Source organism: Gluconobacter sp. Dm-73, from assembly GCF_018256215.1.
Taxonomy (GTDB): Bacteria; Pseudomonadota; Alphaproteobacteria; order Acetobacterales; family Acetobacteraceae; genus Gluconobacter; species Gluconobacter cadivus.
On sequence record NZ_JAERLW010000008.1, the window covers coordinates 81822 to 98997 of the forward strand.

Consider the following 17176-nt stretch of genomic DNA (forward strand, 5'->3'; position numbering starts at 1 on the left):
TTGCTTCATCGAGAGAAGAAAGCACAGGATCGGCCAAGTTGAACAGGAGGATCGCCGGAGTGATGGATGCAGCGTCGAATGCCGTTTTCTGGCAGGAAAAATGGGAACGTGGGGAGACGGGCTTTCATGAAGCGCATGCCAATCCGTTTCTGACCCGCCATTTCGGTGCGCTGGATCTGCCGGTCGGTGCGCGGATTTTCGTGCCTCTGTGCGGGATGAGTCAGGACATGGTCTGGCTGGCCGGGCAGGGGTATCGGGTGATCGGATGTGAACTCAGCGAGATAGCGGTGGAGCGGTTTTTCAGCGATCTCGGTGTTACGCCTGATGTCGTGCAGGTTGGGACGCTGCGGTGTTTTTCGGCCTCAGACATTTGTATTTTTACAGGCAATATTTTTGATCTGACGCCGGATCTTCTTGGCCCGGTGGAAGGTATTTATGATCGTGCTGCGCTGATTGCCCTTCCGGAAGATCTGCGGCGGGCTTATGTCGCCCATCTTCTGGCCCTGACCGGTCCTGTGCCCGAACTGCTTGTAACGCTGACTTATGATCAGCCCTGTCTGAAGGGACCGCCGTTTTCCGTTGACGAGGACTTTGTACGCGCGGCTTACGGCAAGGTGTACGAAATCAGGTGCTTGCAAATTCGGGACGTTGCAGGCGGCCTGAAAGGACGCTGCCCGGCTTCCGAAAGTGTCTGGCAGTTTAGTCTGGTACGGGCTGATAACTGAAAACACGCCCATGTCGAAGCCGAAATATAACCGGCGCGATATCGAAACGGAGGTTGTGCACGCGTAAAGATCATAAAATGACTTACTGTAAGGCACTGCTGCCGTTCGCTTGGTCCCGAACACTATGTACCGAAGGTTAATGTGTCAAAACATTTTGGAAATAGACACCCTAAAACTTGGAATGATACCGAAATAAAGCGAGGTGGACTCATTCCTGGGCAAAGCTTTGCCTGCAGCCACCGTGGCGCATTGGGGAGTTTATGGACATGTGTACGGGCCTTCCATCCAAACCAAAACTGAAAGCGGTACTGTTGATTGGAGCCGCAATGACGGTTTCTGGCTGGAATATTGAGAATACCTATGCCGCGACTTCAGATTCCCCGCGTCACGGAGCAGTTAAGGCTGCCAAGCATAAAAAGAAGGTAGTCCGGAAGGCAACAACCGCTCATGATACGACTGCCGCTCCAACATCTGGCCTCTCGACTTCTCCTGCCGTCGCGACAAACGGTCTGCGTCAGAAATCCACTACAGTTTTACAAGCGTCGTCTGGTACTCTGAATGAGCATAGTGAAGACATTACAGTCACGGGCACACGTCTTTCGCAGACGCGCCTTAATGAGGTGACGGCAGGAAGCACGCTGGATGCGGCGCAGTTGCGCGCCCGCGGGTATTCCAACCTTGGCATGGCTCTTCTGCGTGAAAATCCGGCTTTTTCTGTCCCCTCCAACAGTCCGGTCGGTAGTCAGGGATCTTGGGGCGCGGGACAGACCTTCACCGGACTTCTTGCGCTGGGAGACCAGCGGACCCTGACGCTGATCGATGGCATGCGCATGGTTGGAGGGGCGACCGCTTCGCTTTATGGCGCTGGCAGTGGCTCGCAGGTCGATGTTGGCACCATTCCTACGTCCCTCGTGAAGAAAATTGATACGCGTTATGGCGGCGCTGGTGCGGCTTATGGCGCTGATGCTGTGGCAGGCGTTGTGAATTATCAGTTGGATGATCATTTCAAGGGTGTAGATTTCAATGCGCAGGGGGATTGGACGCAACAGCTGGATGGTGGAAAAGAAAAAATCTATCTGAAATACGGGACCGGCTTTGACCACGATAAAGGTGGTATCGTATTCGATGTCGAATATCGGAACGCCGATGGACTGGTTTACAATGATCGCCGCAACACTATTGGGAGTGGGGCAGAAACATATCTCTGGCCAGCCAAGACCAGCGATTCTCCATACTATTATGTTCTGACTCGCAATGAGCGTTTTAGTCAGTTGAGTGCTACCGGTATTCCCTTGGTCAACGGGAACCTCAATCCTTCAACTTTTGGTGTGGCTTCGGGTGGTATTGCAGCGGCAGGTGGGGGAGTTCTGCAGTTTAGCCAGGATGGAAAATCTCTGGTACCGCTGACGGGAACAGTAACGCGGAGTAATTACTATACAGCGGGTGGTAATGGTCTTTCTTTTGAAGATTACGATCAGCTCTATACCCCCCAGCAATCCCTGAACCTGACGACGCTGGGTCATTACGATTTTACCGACCATTTACATGCCACATGGCAGGGTTGGTATCAAAGGGGAGAGGCTAAAAGTTCGGTGAACCAAGGGCTTTATTACTCTGCCACCTTTGAGGGCTCTCCCCTGACGCGAGCAAATTTCGATTCGTCGCCAGAAAGTTACGTTAACGGCAATCTGGTGCTGAGCACGTCAAACCCATTTCTTACATCAGCAGAGCGTTCAACCATCATGAATGCCCTGAAAGCCTCCGGCCAACCCACGGACACGTTTTATCTCACCCGTGCCAATCAGGATTTCGGAGAAGGCGCTTTTACCACAACCAACCAGATGTATCGTTTTCAGGGCGGTCTGAATGGCGATTTCAATGCGGTTGGTCGCCATTTCGACTGGAGCGTGAAAGGGGAATATAGCGCATATCTGAGCAATACGCACACCCTGATGGTTGATACAAACAACCTCATTAATGCTCTGGATGCAGTGACGCTGCCTGATGGGACGATTGGCTGTGCGCCGGGTTACATCAATTCGACGGCCAAAACCCGTAGTGAAACCTGTGCGCCACTGAATGTCTTCGGGCGGGGGCAGGAAACTCCAGCGGCGCTTAATTATATTACATCGGTGGTCAATCCCAAGAACAAGAATACCCAGTTTGACATTCAGGCGGAAATGCACAGTACGGTCATGCGGTTGCCTGCAGGTGATGTTCGCTGGGATCTGGGTTATGAACATCGCCGGGAATCCTATGATTTCAATGCGGGGTCCATTCTGAATGGCGAGACCTTGGCGGATGGAAATGTTCGTCAGTATGGTGATGAAATTCCCGTTCCCAATACTTATGGCGCTTACGGAACGCATGAAGTTTTTGGAGAGCTGGACGTTCCTATTGTGTCTCCGGCAATGCATGTTCCCGGAGCCTATAATATTTCAGCAACGGCGAATGGACGGTATATCTACAACACTATGACCGGCAGTTACTGGACCTATATGTTCGGGGGAAGCTGGTGGCCGACGAGAGATTTTGGATTTAGCGGAAATTATGCCCAGTCAGTCCGTAATCCATCCGTCACGGAGCTGTTCTCTCCCAAAAGTCGCGTAAACAGCATGGCGAGTGATCCCTGTGCGGCTGAAGATATTGCGTCTGGTCCTAATCCAGCTATTCGCGCAGCGAATTGCGCGAAGCAGGGTATTCCGTCGGGTTTTGTGTCAGATATCGTCAACTACGGGATATATGGATCTGATGGTGGCAATGCACGTCTGAAAAACGAAGTTTCCCACAGCTATACGGGATCCTTCCATTTTACCCCACATTTCGTACCAGGACTTCAGCTTGATGCATCCTTCGTTGATGTAAAAATCAGCAATGAAATCATGGATCTGGGGATCAGTGATATTATGAGTTCTTGTTACGACTCAAAATCATTTCCCAATGCCTATTGCGATATGTTCACGCGCGATCCGAATACCCATCAGGTCACAGGCTATGAGGAAGGGTTTGTGAATATCGCCAACCAGCACATGCAGGCGCTGGAGGCTTCTTTGAAATACTATCTTCCGCTCCGGCGTTTTGGCAGACAGTTTGAGAACTGGGGAGCATTTGATCTTAGTGTAAACTACAATCATTATGTCAAAAATACCCAGACTTTCCTGGGAACAACCTACCCAGAAGTAGGAAGCACCAGTTCTCCGAAGGATTCATTTACGGCCAATTTGAACTATATTCGTGGTCCGCTATTTATTCAGTGGCAGACCATTTATTATGGTCCGTCCAAGTTCAACGTCACGGCAGGAGAGTATGCGGAAACGGATAATAATCGTCCGGATTTCTTCTACTTCAATACGACGATCGGGTATAAAATCACCAAGAATTTCAATGTGAATTTCATGATGAACAATGTGTTTGATGCCTTGCCAAAAGACGTTGGTACAGTGGGTCTGGCACGGTATTACGATGTCATTCTCGGGCGTGCATTCGAGTTGCAGGCCGGGGTTCATTTCTGACCTTCAGTTGGTTTCGGGTTTCGCGGATATACGCGGAACCCGTTTCGTAATCGCTCCAGACCGAGCCTCAGTCCTGCGACGGGCCCGTTACCTGCCGGACAGGTATGTCGCGGCGACAAATCTCGAACGTAGCGCTGCCTGCCTTTCCACCAGTCTTTTACGGGTGTGTGGTTTGCCCAGACACTCAGGGGACTCAAAGCTGGCCCTGAATATTAGGGAGGACAGGCCTTTCTGCTCCGCGCGAAGAGCAGCAAAAAGGAACACCCAACCAAAAGATTTTATCCGGCTTTTACCATGCCGATGTCTTTTCGAGGTCGGCGCCTCCACCCGGAAGGGGCGTTTCACCTGCCTTGCTGAGTTGAGTCCCATTCCAGTTCAGGGTCAGGAGGCTGCGATCCATAACACCCTGAACCAGAATGGCATGACCATCAGGCGAAAAGGTCAGCCCTTGTGGCCATAAGGTTCCCGGTGCTTGGGCAAGGGGAGCCAGATGTCCGTCTTGGAATGAGAGAACCGTCACGATACCCCGATCATGATAGCGCGGCGACGAGGGGGGCAGGGCGGAGCCGTTCTGCGAAACGACGGCGACATACTGCCCGTCCGGTGAGATATCCAGTCCTTCCGGCGCATTGGGAACAGGAACTCTCTGAATTTCACGGATCGGATTGCTCTTCAGGTCCAGAACGGAAAGGGCGCCTGGTAAACCTTCGCCATGGCCCAGAATTCCCATGATAGCGTAACGACCGTTCCGGGTGATCCGGATATTCCAGGGGCCTGGCGCGATGTTTAAAGGATGTGGATCGACGGTGATCTGATCTTCTTTAATATGAAGGGTATAAACCTTGTCCGCCTGCCATAAACTGACAAGGGCGCGCTTTCCGTCCGGGAGAATGGCCAATCCCCCTGGAAATCCGGAGACAGGCAGGGGAATGACGCGTCGGTGGCTGAGGTTTCGCCCGTCGAGTGAGAACCATGTCAGAACGCCGGATTTTCCATTGGCGACGAGGAGGTGATGTCCATCCGGCGTAAAGCGCAGGGTTGTTGCGCCGGGTGCAGACGCGATGTGCTGGATGATTTTGGGTTGTGGACTGGAGACATCAATCACCGTGATTTCGTCATCCGGAACGATTTTGCCGCTTGTCGTATCAGCCTTGGATGCAGCGGAGACGACCAGGATTTTACCGTCCGGGCTGAAGGTAACAGCGGTTGGTGGTCCGACAACGCTGCTAGGCACATCGATGCTGGTCCGGACTTTCCAGATGCCGTCCGATGTTTTTTCAAGAAAGGAAAGTGAGTCCGGTGTGAGGGGGTGGGGGAGGACCTGCACACCATTCTGAAGAATGGAATGGGCATCATTAGCCGAGACGACCGTCTGGGCATGCAGGGGGGATGCGAACGCAAGAAGCGCGGCACAGGAAAGCAGGCACAATCTTTGCATTTCTGGAAGCTCCTGAAGACGTGGAACGAAAGCTCGCAAGGCCTCAGGCCTTCGTTTTTCGGGAAAGTCGGATGAAGAAGAAAATGGCGAGTGTGAGAAGCACGACTGCCACAATCATCGCCGGAACGGTGAAAGCACCGAGTTGTGCAATAAGAGGTTTGGGGCCGCCGGATCGGATGAGCTTCACATCATCAGGGCTGACTTTGACGTTCGGATTGCCAAAATTCTGTTCAACGTAATTGCTGATATCCGCGATATCCTGATCGGAGAGGGTATCAACATACGATCCCGGTCCAAATCCCGGCATGTAGGTCGTATGACCGTTCACTTCCCTGCGCACACCCATGAGAATGGTGGTGATCAGGTTGTCGGCGATAGGGGCACCCACGGCCGTATTGTGGAAAAGCTGCGGATAGTATCCATCTGGACTACCCTGACCGGTCGGACGGTGACAGGCCGCACATTCTCCTGAAAAGAGATATTCACCCCGACTGAGCCGGTTGGCAGGCAGAGCACGATAGACGGCCTCACGTCCGGAGGCCTTTCCGTAGCTTTCCCGAGGCGCTTTGTCCTTACTGTCCGAGATGGCTGGAACCTGTTTGATGTAGGCGACCATCGCGCGGATGTCGGCGTCGTCCAGAGACTGAAAGCTGTGTTCAATGGCCTCGGCCATGGGGCCCCCTGCCTGGGCCTTGCCGGGGACGTCGCCGGTTTTGAGATATCGGAACAGGTCCTCGTTACTCCAGCCGCCTATGCCGCTGACGGGATCTGAAGTAATATTGGGGGCATACCATGAGGACAGTGAAGCACCAGCAAGAGGGCTGCCGCCTTTCTCCGCCATCATTGCATTGCGGGGGGTATGACAGGTGTCGCAATGGGCGAGAGCATAGGACAGATACTGCCCGCGATTGATTTCTGCGGATTTGGACGGATCTGGTTTGAACCGTGTGTCATCCAGGAAAAGAGTGTTCCAGATCCCCATGGATGCCCGGATATTGTAAGGGAAGGGGAGGGCGGTTTTCTGTGGAGTGCTCTCAACCGGCTTTACTGCCGACATAAAGTAGACGTACAGGGCATGCACGTCATCATCTGTCAGCTTGGTATAAGATGTGTAAGGCATTGCCGGATAGAGATGGGCTCCGTCGCGCCGGATGCCTTCTCTTAAAGCGTGGGCAAATTCTTTTTCAGTGTAGTTTCCGATGCCGTGCTCTTTGGAGGGCGTGATGTTGGTCGAATAGATCGATCCAAGCGGGGACGCGATGCCGTATCCGCCAGCAAAAGGCTGCGTTGAGCCGGGTGCGGTGTGGCAGGCTGCACAGTCGGCCGCGATCGCCAGATAGTGCCCGCGTTGGGTAACGTTCGTGTCGGGTCCGCTGCTCTGGGCATAAGCGCCTGTGCAGAAGCCGATAACAGTGGCGACGGCGAAAGCAGCAAACCCTGAAAGTGGCGGTTTTCTAAGGTATTTCTGTTTCATGCCTGCCCCCGTGCGAAAGCGGCCTTGATGGAATCAGCCGCTTTCAGTCCAAGCGCTGCCATGCTGAGTGTAGTGTTGACGACACTGGCGGACGGCATTGCGCCGCCTCCCGGAATCCACAGATTGGCGTGATCGTGGGCCCTGCAATCGCCATCGACAACAGAGTCTTTGGGGTCCCGACCCATAATCGTGCCGCCCATGATGTGGTTGTTGGCGTTATAGTCCGTCGTAATGCGGAGTTCAGTTCCTCCCATCAGGCCGGTAATTTCCTTTACCTGTGTGGTGACGGCATTCAGTCCTTTACGGACATAATCGCCCACATCGTAGTGAATGTCCGGGCATGCGAGACCCAGCGGGTCTGTGCGGGTTTTGCTCAGGGTCAGGCGGTTTTCCGGATCGGGCAGGGGTTCGAGGCTGATGGAGAGGTCAACACCACAGGCGGCACGGCGGCGGATTTCGTCATCGAGCTCTTTTCCGACCAGTCCCAGCTTGAGGGCCTGTTCTGTTGCAGGTGCAACACGGCTGATATTGTTCAGGATCATCTTGTTGGCTGAATAATCCCGGCGGAAATCTCCATCCCGCGGGCCGACGATGCAACTGCTTTGCGCTGGTCCACGTCCGAACCAAAGGGGTTCGTTGGCCAGAAAAGAGGCGTGCACGCCGGAATGGTCCATCATGTTGCGACCAACCTGATCGGAAGAATTGGCAATTCCGTTCGGGTTGCGGGCATTGGCGGCCAGCAGAAGCAGACGGGGCGTTTCTATCCCGTTACATGCGAGAACGAAAGTCTTTCCGGTCGCCTTATGAGACTGTCGATGGGCGTCGTACCAATGTACCGCCGTTACACGGTTATTTTCGTCGGTATCGATGCGATAGACTACGGCTTCCGCAATGGTGACGGCCCCTTTGGCCTCGGCTTTTTCGATATGCTGGATACCGTTATACATCGCCCCGATCGGGCAAATGGGCTGGCAGTTATTGTTGCCGCAGCAGGCCGGGCGTTCTCCGAAAGGCTCCATGCTTCGGCCCTGCGGAATGGGAACCAGATGAAAACCATGGGGATTGACGATTTCGGCAACCCGGCGGTCTCCGTAACCGAAGGGGATCATGTCTCTGGGGTAGGGACGGCTGCGTTCCTGAGGAGACTGGAGAGCTTTGTCATGAGGGCCTGAGACGCCCATTTCCTCCTCTGCCCGACAATAAAAAGGCTCAAGGTCATCGTACGATATGGCCCAGTCGCGTCCGACGCCGTAGCGCGATTTCATTTCGAAATCGGAAGGTAGGTGTCGCCAGCACGATGCGGCCCAGTGCCATGTCGTTCCGCCTACAGTACGAAGATAGCCCTGTTTGAAGGCAGACCCATTGGGACCGGATAATCCAACATAATCGTTGGGCGGAAAATAGAGCGGCGCCTGAGCCATGGGGGACTGAGGATAGAGACCCTGAAAATCCGAATGAAGCCGGTTGTGGAAGGACATATTGCGCCAGTTTTCCACATATTCGGCACGCTTGAGACGAAGTCCCGCTTCCAGAATCACGACGGAATGACCGGCAGCAGCCAGTTCGTTTGCCACCAGCCCGCCGACCACTCCGGACCCGACGACAACGACATCCGCCGAGACGTCTCCAGATGATGTAAAATCCGGTTTGGCCATGGTTTAGTGCTCCTGACGGGATTTGGGAATGTAGGGGGGAGAGGACGGCGTAATGGGTTTGAGAGGAGGCGACTGGGGTGGGATCTTGCTTTCCACGCCTGGAGGCGCCGGAGGCGGGGGCGTCGCAGGGAGCGGTGCATGGATTGGAATACCGAGAGGCGGCGGAGCCTCTGTCCACCATCCGGGACGGCCGAAACAGTAGGTTGGTACCGGCAGACCGTCTTTGGTGGGCTGGTACATGAGGGCGTCGTAGTAAGCGACCATTGGTGCGTTGGTCTTGTCTTCAGTAGAGCCTGTGTACCAGGCAGCATTGAGTGCCAGAAAAGCCTTCTTCAAGTCACCAGATCGATCCAGAATTTCATGTGGCTGGCCGCCCTGTGCCGTAATTCTGGCGAGGGACTCGATCGTGCTGGCATAACCCGGAAATGTGGTCTGCATGGCAGCGCAGAGGCGGCTGCTCAGGACCGGATCGAGATCCGGTCTTCCGGTAATCGCCCTTGAGACACCCAGAAATGTCTCATCGAGCGGGGGGGCTGCAAGCGCATTGGCGCGGCCGAGGACGGAATTGCCGATTGCCACTGAGACGCTGCCCATGATGGTGCCGAGCAGGAGCGAACGGCGTCCTAGAAGCGGGGTTTCGGAAGGCGCGGGCTTGGGGCTGACTTTCTTCACGGCACAGTTCCTTGTCCACCATGTTCCGGGAGAGATACGACTGTCATTTCAAAGCCTCCACCGCGGCATTTGCAGCCTCGGAATCCTGAGCGTTATTGCCGCCGCTCACTCCCATGCCGCCAACAAGCTGTCCGTTACGGAATATCGGGACGCCACCACCGGCGGGCATGGCATCTGGAAGAGCCAGAACTGCCATTTTTCCGCCACTCAATGCGGCTTCGAAAGCTGAAGACGGCCGCTTGTAAAAGACTGCGCTGACAGCTTTCCGTTTTGAGAGTTCGAGGCTGGCAAGCTGCGCTTCTGCCATACGTTCGACGAGAAGCGGTTGTCCCGAAGGGTCCACAACCGTCACGACAATGGCTGTATGATTGGATGCAGCTCTGTCTTCCGCGGTCCGCGCCAGAATGCGTGCCTGAGCAAGAGATATGTTCGAGGACGATGGTTCATCTGCCTGAACAATCCTGGGAATGATGCTCACCCCGAGAACCGTCACATAACAGATGTGTCGGAAGAGCTTATGGTAAGCCCCGGTGGGCCTATTCCTGAATAGCAGCACGTGGCGCGCCTTTCGGTCATATTTCGTAACGGCTAAGGGGCATTTGCCATGAGACTCAGGAGTCCACCTAGATCGGTCTAATTCACTATATTGTGACAAAGTATGGAAATAAGGGAACTTATCTTGGTCTGGTGAGGGGGCTTGGCCCTCTTGATGGCAAGGACTTGGCTATTATCTCAATGAAAAAAAACCATTTTTTTCATTTGGCCGAAAATTGGAAAATTTGAACCGATCTAAATTTTTGCCCTGTCTCTTAGTTTTGCGAGAAAGTCTTCACAGATTTCGTGATGAAGGGCGGGATGGGAAATGAGAAAATTATATGGCATGTCCGCTCCGCAGATGACGAGAAGTACTTATCCGATTTGATTCGGAGTCGTTGAATCAAGTTTGAATAAGTATCAAAATGTTTTACTGGAATGGAAATGTCTAAGGATATATTAGAAATATATCATTTTGGAGGTTCACTAAATAAGGCATCAAGATTCTATAAAATATTTTTATATGTTACTTTTATCTTTTCATATTCTGGATTAAATTCTTTTGTTTCTGCTCAGGACCTGAGTAATACTCAACCTCAATCCCAAGTTCTGGGGCCTCAGCAGAATGCCTCCACACCTTTAAATTCGGTTCAGCAGAATGCGCCCCCGCAGGTCGCTATCCCGCCGGGTATCTTCACCACTTACCCGGCCCCACCTTTGTCGCCTCCCCATGCGGCCCCGTCGCCTATTACAGAAGGGCCGCCCTCCATTTTCTCGGACCCGTTCGGTATGACGTCCTGGCTGAGAAAAAACGGTATTGGGTTTCATTTTGATAATACCAATGAGTATGCAGGAGCGCTTCAAAACCCAACGAAAGGGCCCCACTATAAAAACTATAGAGATGGATCGAGTAACGCTGGACAGTATTCAGCCAATCTTGTTGTTGATTGGGAACATCTGGCCGGTATCAAGGGCTTTGTGACGCGCATGACGACCATCGGTCGATATGGAACAACTGCCAACAGAATGTTTGGTGACTGGTTGGCGCATAGCTCCGAGATCTATGGCGGTGGTGGAAATGTAGTGGTGCACCTTGTTTCTCTTTACGGAGAAGAAAGTCTGTTCGGGGGGCGGTTTCTGATTTCGGGTGGCCGGATGTCCCAGATGTCTGACTTCGCCTCCAGCCCCATTTTCTGTAGCTTTCAGAACAACTCGTTCTGCGGCCGTCCCAAGGCTGCGGCGGATAGTAATTATTATGGCAGTTATCCAGCGGCGACATGGGCGTTTCATATGAAAGGGCGGCCTCGGAAAGATCTTTATATTCAGACAGCTGTATATTTTGCTGAAAATGGCATCTACATGAATTACCAACATAGAACGGGATTCAAATTCAACGGAGCCAATATTGTTGGCTATGAAATTCCGGTCGAAGCGCAATGGGAGCCACATTTCGGAAGTCATCATAATCTTCCGGGCCATTATAAACTAGGGTTTGTATATGACGATGTTCGTCGCCCTGATAATTATTATAACACCAAAGGCCAATCCTATTATGTCTATGGTGGCGTTCAGCGCATGCGAGACTCATCGTGGCAAACGTATTTCATGTTCGATCAGAAACTTATGAATTATTCCAACAGACCAGAAACGGCAGGACTGACATTCATGGGGGGGTATATTTATAATTCTCCTCATACTGCCGTGCGCGATTTTGAAGTCTATGGCGCTTTGATCAGTCAGGGACTGATACCCGGTCGTCCTGAGGACATGTTTGGTGTGGCTTTTTCTTATGTCAGCATTGCCCCGGGAACGCGTGATACGACGTTTGCGATGGTTGCGGCGGGGAAATATGTCGGTATGCCCAACCATGCGACAGGCGTTCAGACCAACGCCGAGGTTTTCGAAGTCGATTATTCCATAAATGTGATGCGCGGCGTAACGTTCAGACCCGATTTTCAGTATTATATGAACCCTAACGGACAAGTTGGTCTGCGCAATTCGGCGATGCTCGGCTTCAAATCTTATGTGTCTCTCTTTTAGATCGATCCATGGAGTTATGGTTATGATAATTTCCCATATACAAACCGCTCCAAGGAACCCATTGGTTGTACCTTCGGAAGGATCAGGGCGCGTGGCCTCCGCAACTCTGACGCACCATCAACTGTCCGGACACCAGAATGCGGGTGCTGGAGGGACTGGCATTTTCAATTCTGTCCAGCAGCAGGCGCGCAGCGTTACGACCAACGCCCACAGGATCTGTGACGATCGTGGTCAGGGGAGGGAAGGACGTCGCGCTCTGCGGCAGATTGTCGGCACCGATCACACCGAAATCGCGTCCGGGCATTTTCCCCAGAGACAGCAGATGTCCCATCAGGGACTGAGCGACCATGTCATTGTAGCAGATGAAAGCATCCGGCGGACTGGAGGACGCCATGAGATCCGGGAGGCTGCCGAAATCAGCCAGATTTCCCAGATTGGTGGGGATGATCAGGTCATGGCGGAGTTTGTGTCTTTTGAGGGTCTTCCGAAAACCGTCCAGACGTTCCCGGGCGGCAGAATGTATGGCTCTTCCCCCAAGGAAGGCAATGTTCTGCCGACCATGTTGGATGAGATGTTTGACTGCGAGAGAGGTACCCTCCGCATAGTCGGGGCCGACATAGTCACCGCCCGTCTGCGAGACATGTCGCAGAACCTGCACGCAGGGGATGCGGAGGTTTGCGATTTCGGACAGGAGCGCCTCGGGCGTTCCAACGGCCGGACAGATAATCAGGCCATCCACCCCATGTTCGCGCAGACGCCGGACCTGTCTGAGCTGTCTCTCGGGGTTTTCAGCGCTGTTGACCAGGATTGCGACAATACTGGCTTCCACGATGATTTCGTCGATCCCCAGCATCAACTGGCTGTAGAAAGGGCTGCCGATATCGCAAAGAACCAGTCCGATGGTGCCGGTTTTCTGACCCCGGAGATTTGCGGCACCTCGATTGTAAATATAGCCCAGCTTGTCCATCGCAGCGATGACCCGTTCTCTCGTGCTCACAGAAACCAGGGGGCTGCTTCGAAGAACAAGAGACGCAGTGGCGCGCGAGACCCCTGCTTCAACAGCAACAGAATTGAGAGTTACTGCTTTCTGAGGGCCATTCATGCTTGTCAAATCCCTCCTGGGAGCTGCGGCGTGTCGTCATTATTCAAAATACGGTCTCTCCGGGAGCGGATCTCTTTTTCGTGAGCATCCCATACTTCCTCAAGTGCGCAAAGGGAAAAGGCAGAGGGATGTCATTATGCAGAATCATTTCATGTCGTCACGTCATGTGTGTCAGTGGAGTATCAAATGAAGCTACCTTCTTCAACGCGGCGGAATTTCACCGCGGGTCTTTTGGGGTCAACGTCGTTCTGGATTTACGGGGGCCACAAGGTCTGGGCTGATGCGTTGCAGTCGGAAAGCAGCCGACCGTATCAACCGCAATATTTTACGCCCGAGGAATGGCGTTTTCTGAATGCCGCCTGTGCGAGAATATTCCCTGCAGATGCTCATGGGCCTGATGGCGCGGTACTCGGGGCGCCGGAATTCATCGATCGGCAGATGAATACTCCTTATGGCCATGGTGAGTTGTGGTACATGTCCGGCCCGTTTCGGTCAGGGGCGCCCAATCTGGGATATCAGCTCTCTTTGCCGCCGCGTGATCTCTATCGACAGTCTATTGAAGCTGCGAATGCCTATGCACGCCAGCTTAAAGGACGGCGTTTCGACGAGCTTGAACCTTCGGACCAGACCGCTCTTCTCAAGACGTTCGAACAGGGAAAAATGATGCTGGGCGCGGTACCTGCCCATACGTTTTTCGAGCAGCTGCGCCAGAACACGCTCGAAGGCGTTTTCTCCGATCCCCTTTACGGCGGCAACAAGGGTCTTGCGGGCTGGATGCTTCTCGGCTTCCCCGGCGCGCGGGCTGATTTCATGGACTGGGTCAACCAGAAAGGGGCGCCGTATCCTTTCGGGCCTGTTTCGATATCTGGCGAAACTGCCTGAGGATTTTCAGAAGATGTGTGCAAAAAAAGTTGATGCCGTTGTGATCGGTGCGGGCTGGGCGGGTTCAATCCTGGCCAAGGAACTGACGGAAGCGGGGCTGTCTGTTGTCATGCTGGAGCGTGGTGATGAGCGCGCCACTGCTGTTGAGGGCGATTATCCAACCTCCATCGACGAACTGAGGGGGGCGATCCGTCATCGCCTTTTCCAGAATATGTCGAAGTCTACCGTCACGATCCGGAACACGCTGGATCAGGAAGCCTTGCCATATCGCCGTTTGGCAGCGTTTCTGCCGGGCGAGGGGGTTGGCGGTGCCGGCTTGCATTGGTCGGGCGTGCATTTCCGTGTTGCGCCGGACGATCTAGCCCTGCGCACCAATGTTGTCGCCCGTTATGGCAAGAGCTTCATTCCCGAGGGTATGAATCTTCAGGACTATGGTGTGACCTATGAAGAGCTGGAGCCGTTTTTCGACAAGGCGGAGAAGGTTTTCGGCACGTCAGGAGAGCCATATACAATCAACGGGAAGGTTGTGGGGAAGGGAAACCGCTTTGCTCCTGACCGTTCCGATGCCTTTCCGCTCCCGGCGATGGGCGATGTTTATTCGGCCAGTCTGTTCAGGACTGCCGCTGCCAGCGTGGGTTACCACCCGTATGCGCTGCCTGCTGCGAATGCGTCGGCGCAATACACCAATCCGTATGGTGCGCAGATGGGGCCGTGCAATTTCTGCGGATATTGCAGCGGGTATGACTGCTACATGTATTCGAAGGCGTCGCCGAATGTGAACATTCTCCCTGCGCTGCGTCAGGATTCAAAGTTCACACTGATCACCAAAGCGCATGTTCTTAAAGTCAATCTGGATGCTGACAAGAAAAAGGCGACTGGTGTGACCTATCTCGATCTGCGAACCCAGAAGCAGGTCGAGCTGGACGCTGATCTTGTCATTATCAGCGCTTTTCAGTTTCACAATGTTCATCTGATGCTGCTCTCGGGTATTGGGCAGCCTTATGATCCGAAACAGAATACCGGAACGGTCGGACGGAATTTCGTCTATCAGACAATCACGACGTCCCGGGCCTGGCTTTCTCCCAAACAGTACACGAATCTTTTTGTCGGTGCTGGTGGGGCAGGTGTGGCGATTGATGATTTCAACAGCATGAATTTCGATCACGGCCCTCTTGGTTTTGTGGGCGGATCACCGGTCTGGGTCAATCAGGCGGGCGTCAAGCCGATTGCGGCGGCTGTCGGCGGGCCGGGCGGCAAGGCCCCCACATGGGGCGAAGGGTACAAAGACGCAATGGTGGACACGTACCGTCATTCTCTGACGATCGACGCCCATGGCAGCAACATGGCGTATCGGGATGTTTATCTGGATCTTGATCCTACTTACACCAATGCCTATGGGCAGCCCTTGCTGCGGATGACGTTTAACTGGAAGGAGAACGACATCCGTATGAACCAGTATGTGGTTGGTAAAATCGAGCCTGTTATCAAGGCGATGGGAGCAACCCGTTATTCTTTGGGAATGCTGAAAGACGGCGAGGTTTTCGATACCCGCCGGTATCAGACCACACATCTGGGTGGAGGCGCTGTCATGGGCACCGATCCCAAGACGAGTTGCGTCAACCGTTATCTGCAGAGCTGGGACGTTTCGAATGTTTTCGTCATCGGAGCCAGCGCGTTTCCGCAGGGAATGGGGTATAATCCGACCGGTATGGTTGCGGCTCTGGCTTACTGGGCGGCTTATCATATCCGGACGACCTATCTGAAAAATCCAGGTCCGATGGTGCAGGCATGACATACGGTTTGTTTTCCCGCGCAGCGTTTTTCAGCGCTGCTGTCCTGCTGACAGGTTTCGTTTCGGATCTGCATGCAGAAGATACAAATGCCCTTGTCAAACAGGGACAATATGTTGCGGAGGCTTCCGATTGCAGCGCCTGTCATACGGTCAGCGGACGGGGTAATTTCGCGGGCGGTATGGAGTTCAAGCTACCGATTGGATCGATCTATTCATCCAATATCACTCCGGACGCCACACATGGAATTGGTGCCTATTCGGAAGCCGAATTTTCCCGTGCCGTACGTGAAGGCGTACGCCGGGACGGAGCAAGCCTTTATCCGGCAATGCCCTTTCCGTCCTATGCCCGCATGAGCGATTCAGACATTCATGCTCTGTATGTCTATTTCATGAAGGGTGTTCAGCCGGTTGATCAGGCGGCGCCTTCCAACCGGATTGCATGGCCGCTGTCCATCCGTCTGCCGATGACCATCTGGCGGGCGGTGTTCTCGCCTTCTATCCGTGCGGCACAGAAAGACGTCATGCGGTCTCTTCCCAATGATGGGATAGGACGCGGCGCTTATCTTGTGGAAGGACCGGGTCATTGCGGGGCCTGCCATTCTCCCCGAGGACTGGCGATGCAGGAGAAGTCGCTTTCAAACAGCAGTGGATCACTGTTCCTCTCCGGGGGCGCGCCAATCGACGGTTTCGTCCCGACCAGTCTGCGGCAGGATCAGCGGACCGGTCTTGCGGGCTGGTCCGAGGACGATATCGTCCAGTTTCTTGCGACCGGTCGTAACCGGCGGGGTGAAGCATTCGGAGGTATGACCGATGCCATTTTCCATGGAACGCAACATCTGACGGACGCAGACCTCCACGCGATGGCGCAGTATCTGCTGTCGTTGCAACCGCATAATCCGGCTTTGTCGGCATGGAGGTATGATCCGGAAGCGGCGTCCGCGTTACAGGCGGGAGATGTCTCGGCTCCAGGAGCCAAGGTTTATGTAGATCATTGTGCGGCGTGCCATCGTTCCGATGGTCGTGGATATGCGCCCGCTTTTCCGCCGCTCGCGGGTAATCCGGTGCTCATGAGTGATGATCCGGCCTCTCTGGTGCATGTGGTGCAAAGTGGTGCGGTGCTGCCAGGAATGACCAGAGCGCCGTCCGCCTTCGTCATGCCGGCCTATGGAAACATGCTCAGCTCGCAGCAGATTGCGGATGTCGTAACGTTCATCCGAAAAGCATGGGGAAACAATGCTCCGCCAATCACGGCTGCAACAGTGGACGAGCTTAAGAAAACCGCACCGAAGACGATGATGAAGCAGGGTATTATTCCGCTGAACTGAGACTGCAGGAAATGCCGGTGAGCCG

General features: G+C 53.9%; 12 protein-coding genes. 6 read left to right on the forward strand and 6 right to left on the reverse strand.

Translation table 11 applies throughout. The annotated features are described in order from the left end of the window. Positions 1-62 precede the first annotated feature (62 nt). Positions 63-725: a thiopurine S-methyltransferase gene (tmpT, locus tag JK176_RS10025; RefSeq protein WP_211587754.1), complete on the forward strand. Its 663-nt coding sequence runs from the start codon at positions 63-65 to the stop codon at positions 723-725. A 326-nt stretch (positions 726-1051) separates the two neighbouring features. Then, on the forward strand, positions 1052-4237 hold the full coding sequence (locus JK176_RS10030; RefSeq protein ID WP_249194416.1) for a TonB-dependent receptor domain-containing protein: 3186 nt from the start codon (positions 1052-1054) through the stop codon (positions 4235-4237). Between the two features lie 289 nt (positions 4238-4526). Here JK176_RS10030 and JK176_RS10035 read toward each other — a convergent pair whose 3' ends face one another. Genes JK176_RS10035 through JK176_RS10055 form a run of 5 tightly spaced genes read right to left on the reverse strand, consistent with a single transcriptional unit; the run spans position 4527 to position 9954 of the window. Continuing rightward, positions 4527-5675, reverse strand: a complete 1149-nt coding sequence (locus JK176_RS10035; protein WP_211587693.1) for a hypothetical protein — start codon at positions 5673-5675, stop codon at positions 4527-4529. A 43-nt stretch (positions 5676-5718) separates the two neighbouring features. Then, positions 5719-7149: a cytochrome c gene (locus JK176_RS10040; RefSeq protein WP_211587694.1), complete on the reverse strand. Its 1431-nt coding sequence runs from the start codon at positions 7147-7149 to the stop codon at positions 5719-5721. Further along, entirely contained in the window at positions 7146-8804 is a 1659-nt protein-coding gene (locus tag JK176_RS10045) for a GMC family oxidoreductase (protein WP_211587695.1), read from the reverse strand. The genes JK176_RS10040 and JK176_RS10045 overlap by 4 nt, the downstream gene beginning before the upstream one ends. 3 nt (positions 8805-8807) lie before the next feature. Next, entirely contained in the window at positions 8808-9476 is a 669-nt protein-coding gene (locus tag JK176_RS10050; RefSeq protein WP_349291923.1) for a sugar dehydrogenase complex small subunit, read from the reverse strand. 43 nt (positions 9477-9519) lie between these two features. Beyond that, the gene (locus tag JK176_RS10055) at positions 9520-9954 is read right to left on the reverse strand and encodes a heme-binding protein (protein WP_194267547.1); all 435 of its coding nucleotides are present in this window, start codon (positions 9952-9954) and stop codon (positions 9520-9522) included. A 500-nt stretch (positions 9955-10454) separates the two neighbouring features. Here JK176_RS10055 and JK176_RS10060 point away from each other — a divergent pair, with 500 nt between their 5' ends. Next, positions 10455-12050, forward strand: coding sequence for a carbohydrate porin (locus JK176_RS10060; protein ID WP_249194420.1), 1596 nt, complete (start codon positions 10455-10457; stop codon positions 12048-12050). Positions 12051-12132: 82 nt separating this feature from the next. Here JK176_RS10060 and JK176_RS10065 read toward each other — a convergent pair whose 3' ends face one another. After that, entirely contained in the window at positions 12133-13152 is a 1020-nt protein-coding gene (locus JK176_RS10065; protein WP_211587697.1) for a LacI family DNA-binding transcriptional regulator, read from the reverse strand. 186 nt (positions 13153-13338) lie between these two features. On the opposite strand from JK176_RS10065, the gene JK176_RS10070 reads away from it, so the two are divergent. The 3 genes from JK176_RS10070 to JK176_RS10080 are packed head-to-tail and all read left to right on the forward strand — an operon-like array spanning position 13339 to position 17151. Continuing rightward, a complete protein-coding gene (locus JK176_RS10070; RefSeq protein WP_211587698.1) occupies positions 13339-14034 on the forward strand; it encodes a gluconate 2-dehydrogenase subunit 3 family protein in 696 nt (231 codons plus the stop codon). Between the two features lie 13 nt (positions 14035-14047). Further along, positions 14048-15826 (forward strand): GMC family oxidoreductase, encoded by a 1779-nt coding sequence (locus JK176_RS10075; protein WP_211587699.1) that lies wholly within the window; start codon positions 14048-14050, stop codon positions 15824-15826. Continuing rightward, a complete protein-coding gene (locus JK176_RS10080) occupies positions 15823-17151 on the forward strand; it encodes a cytochrome c (RefSeq protein ID WP_211587700.1) in 1329 nt (442 codons plus the stop codon). The genes JK176_RS10075 and JK176_RS10080 overlap by 4 nt, the downstream gene beginning before the upstream one ends. Positions 17152-17176: the final 25 nt, after the last annotated feature.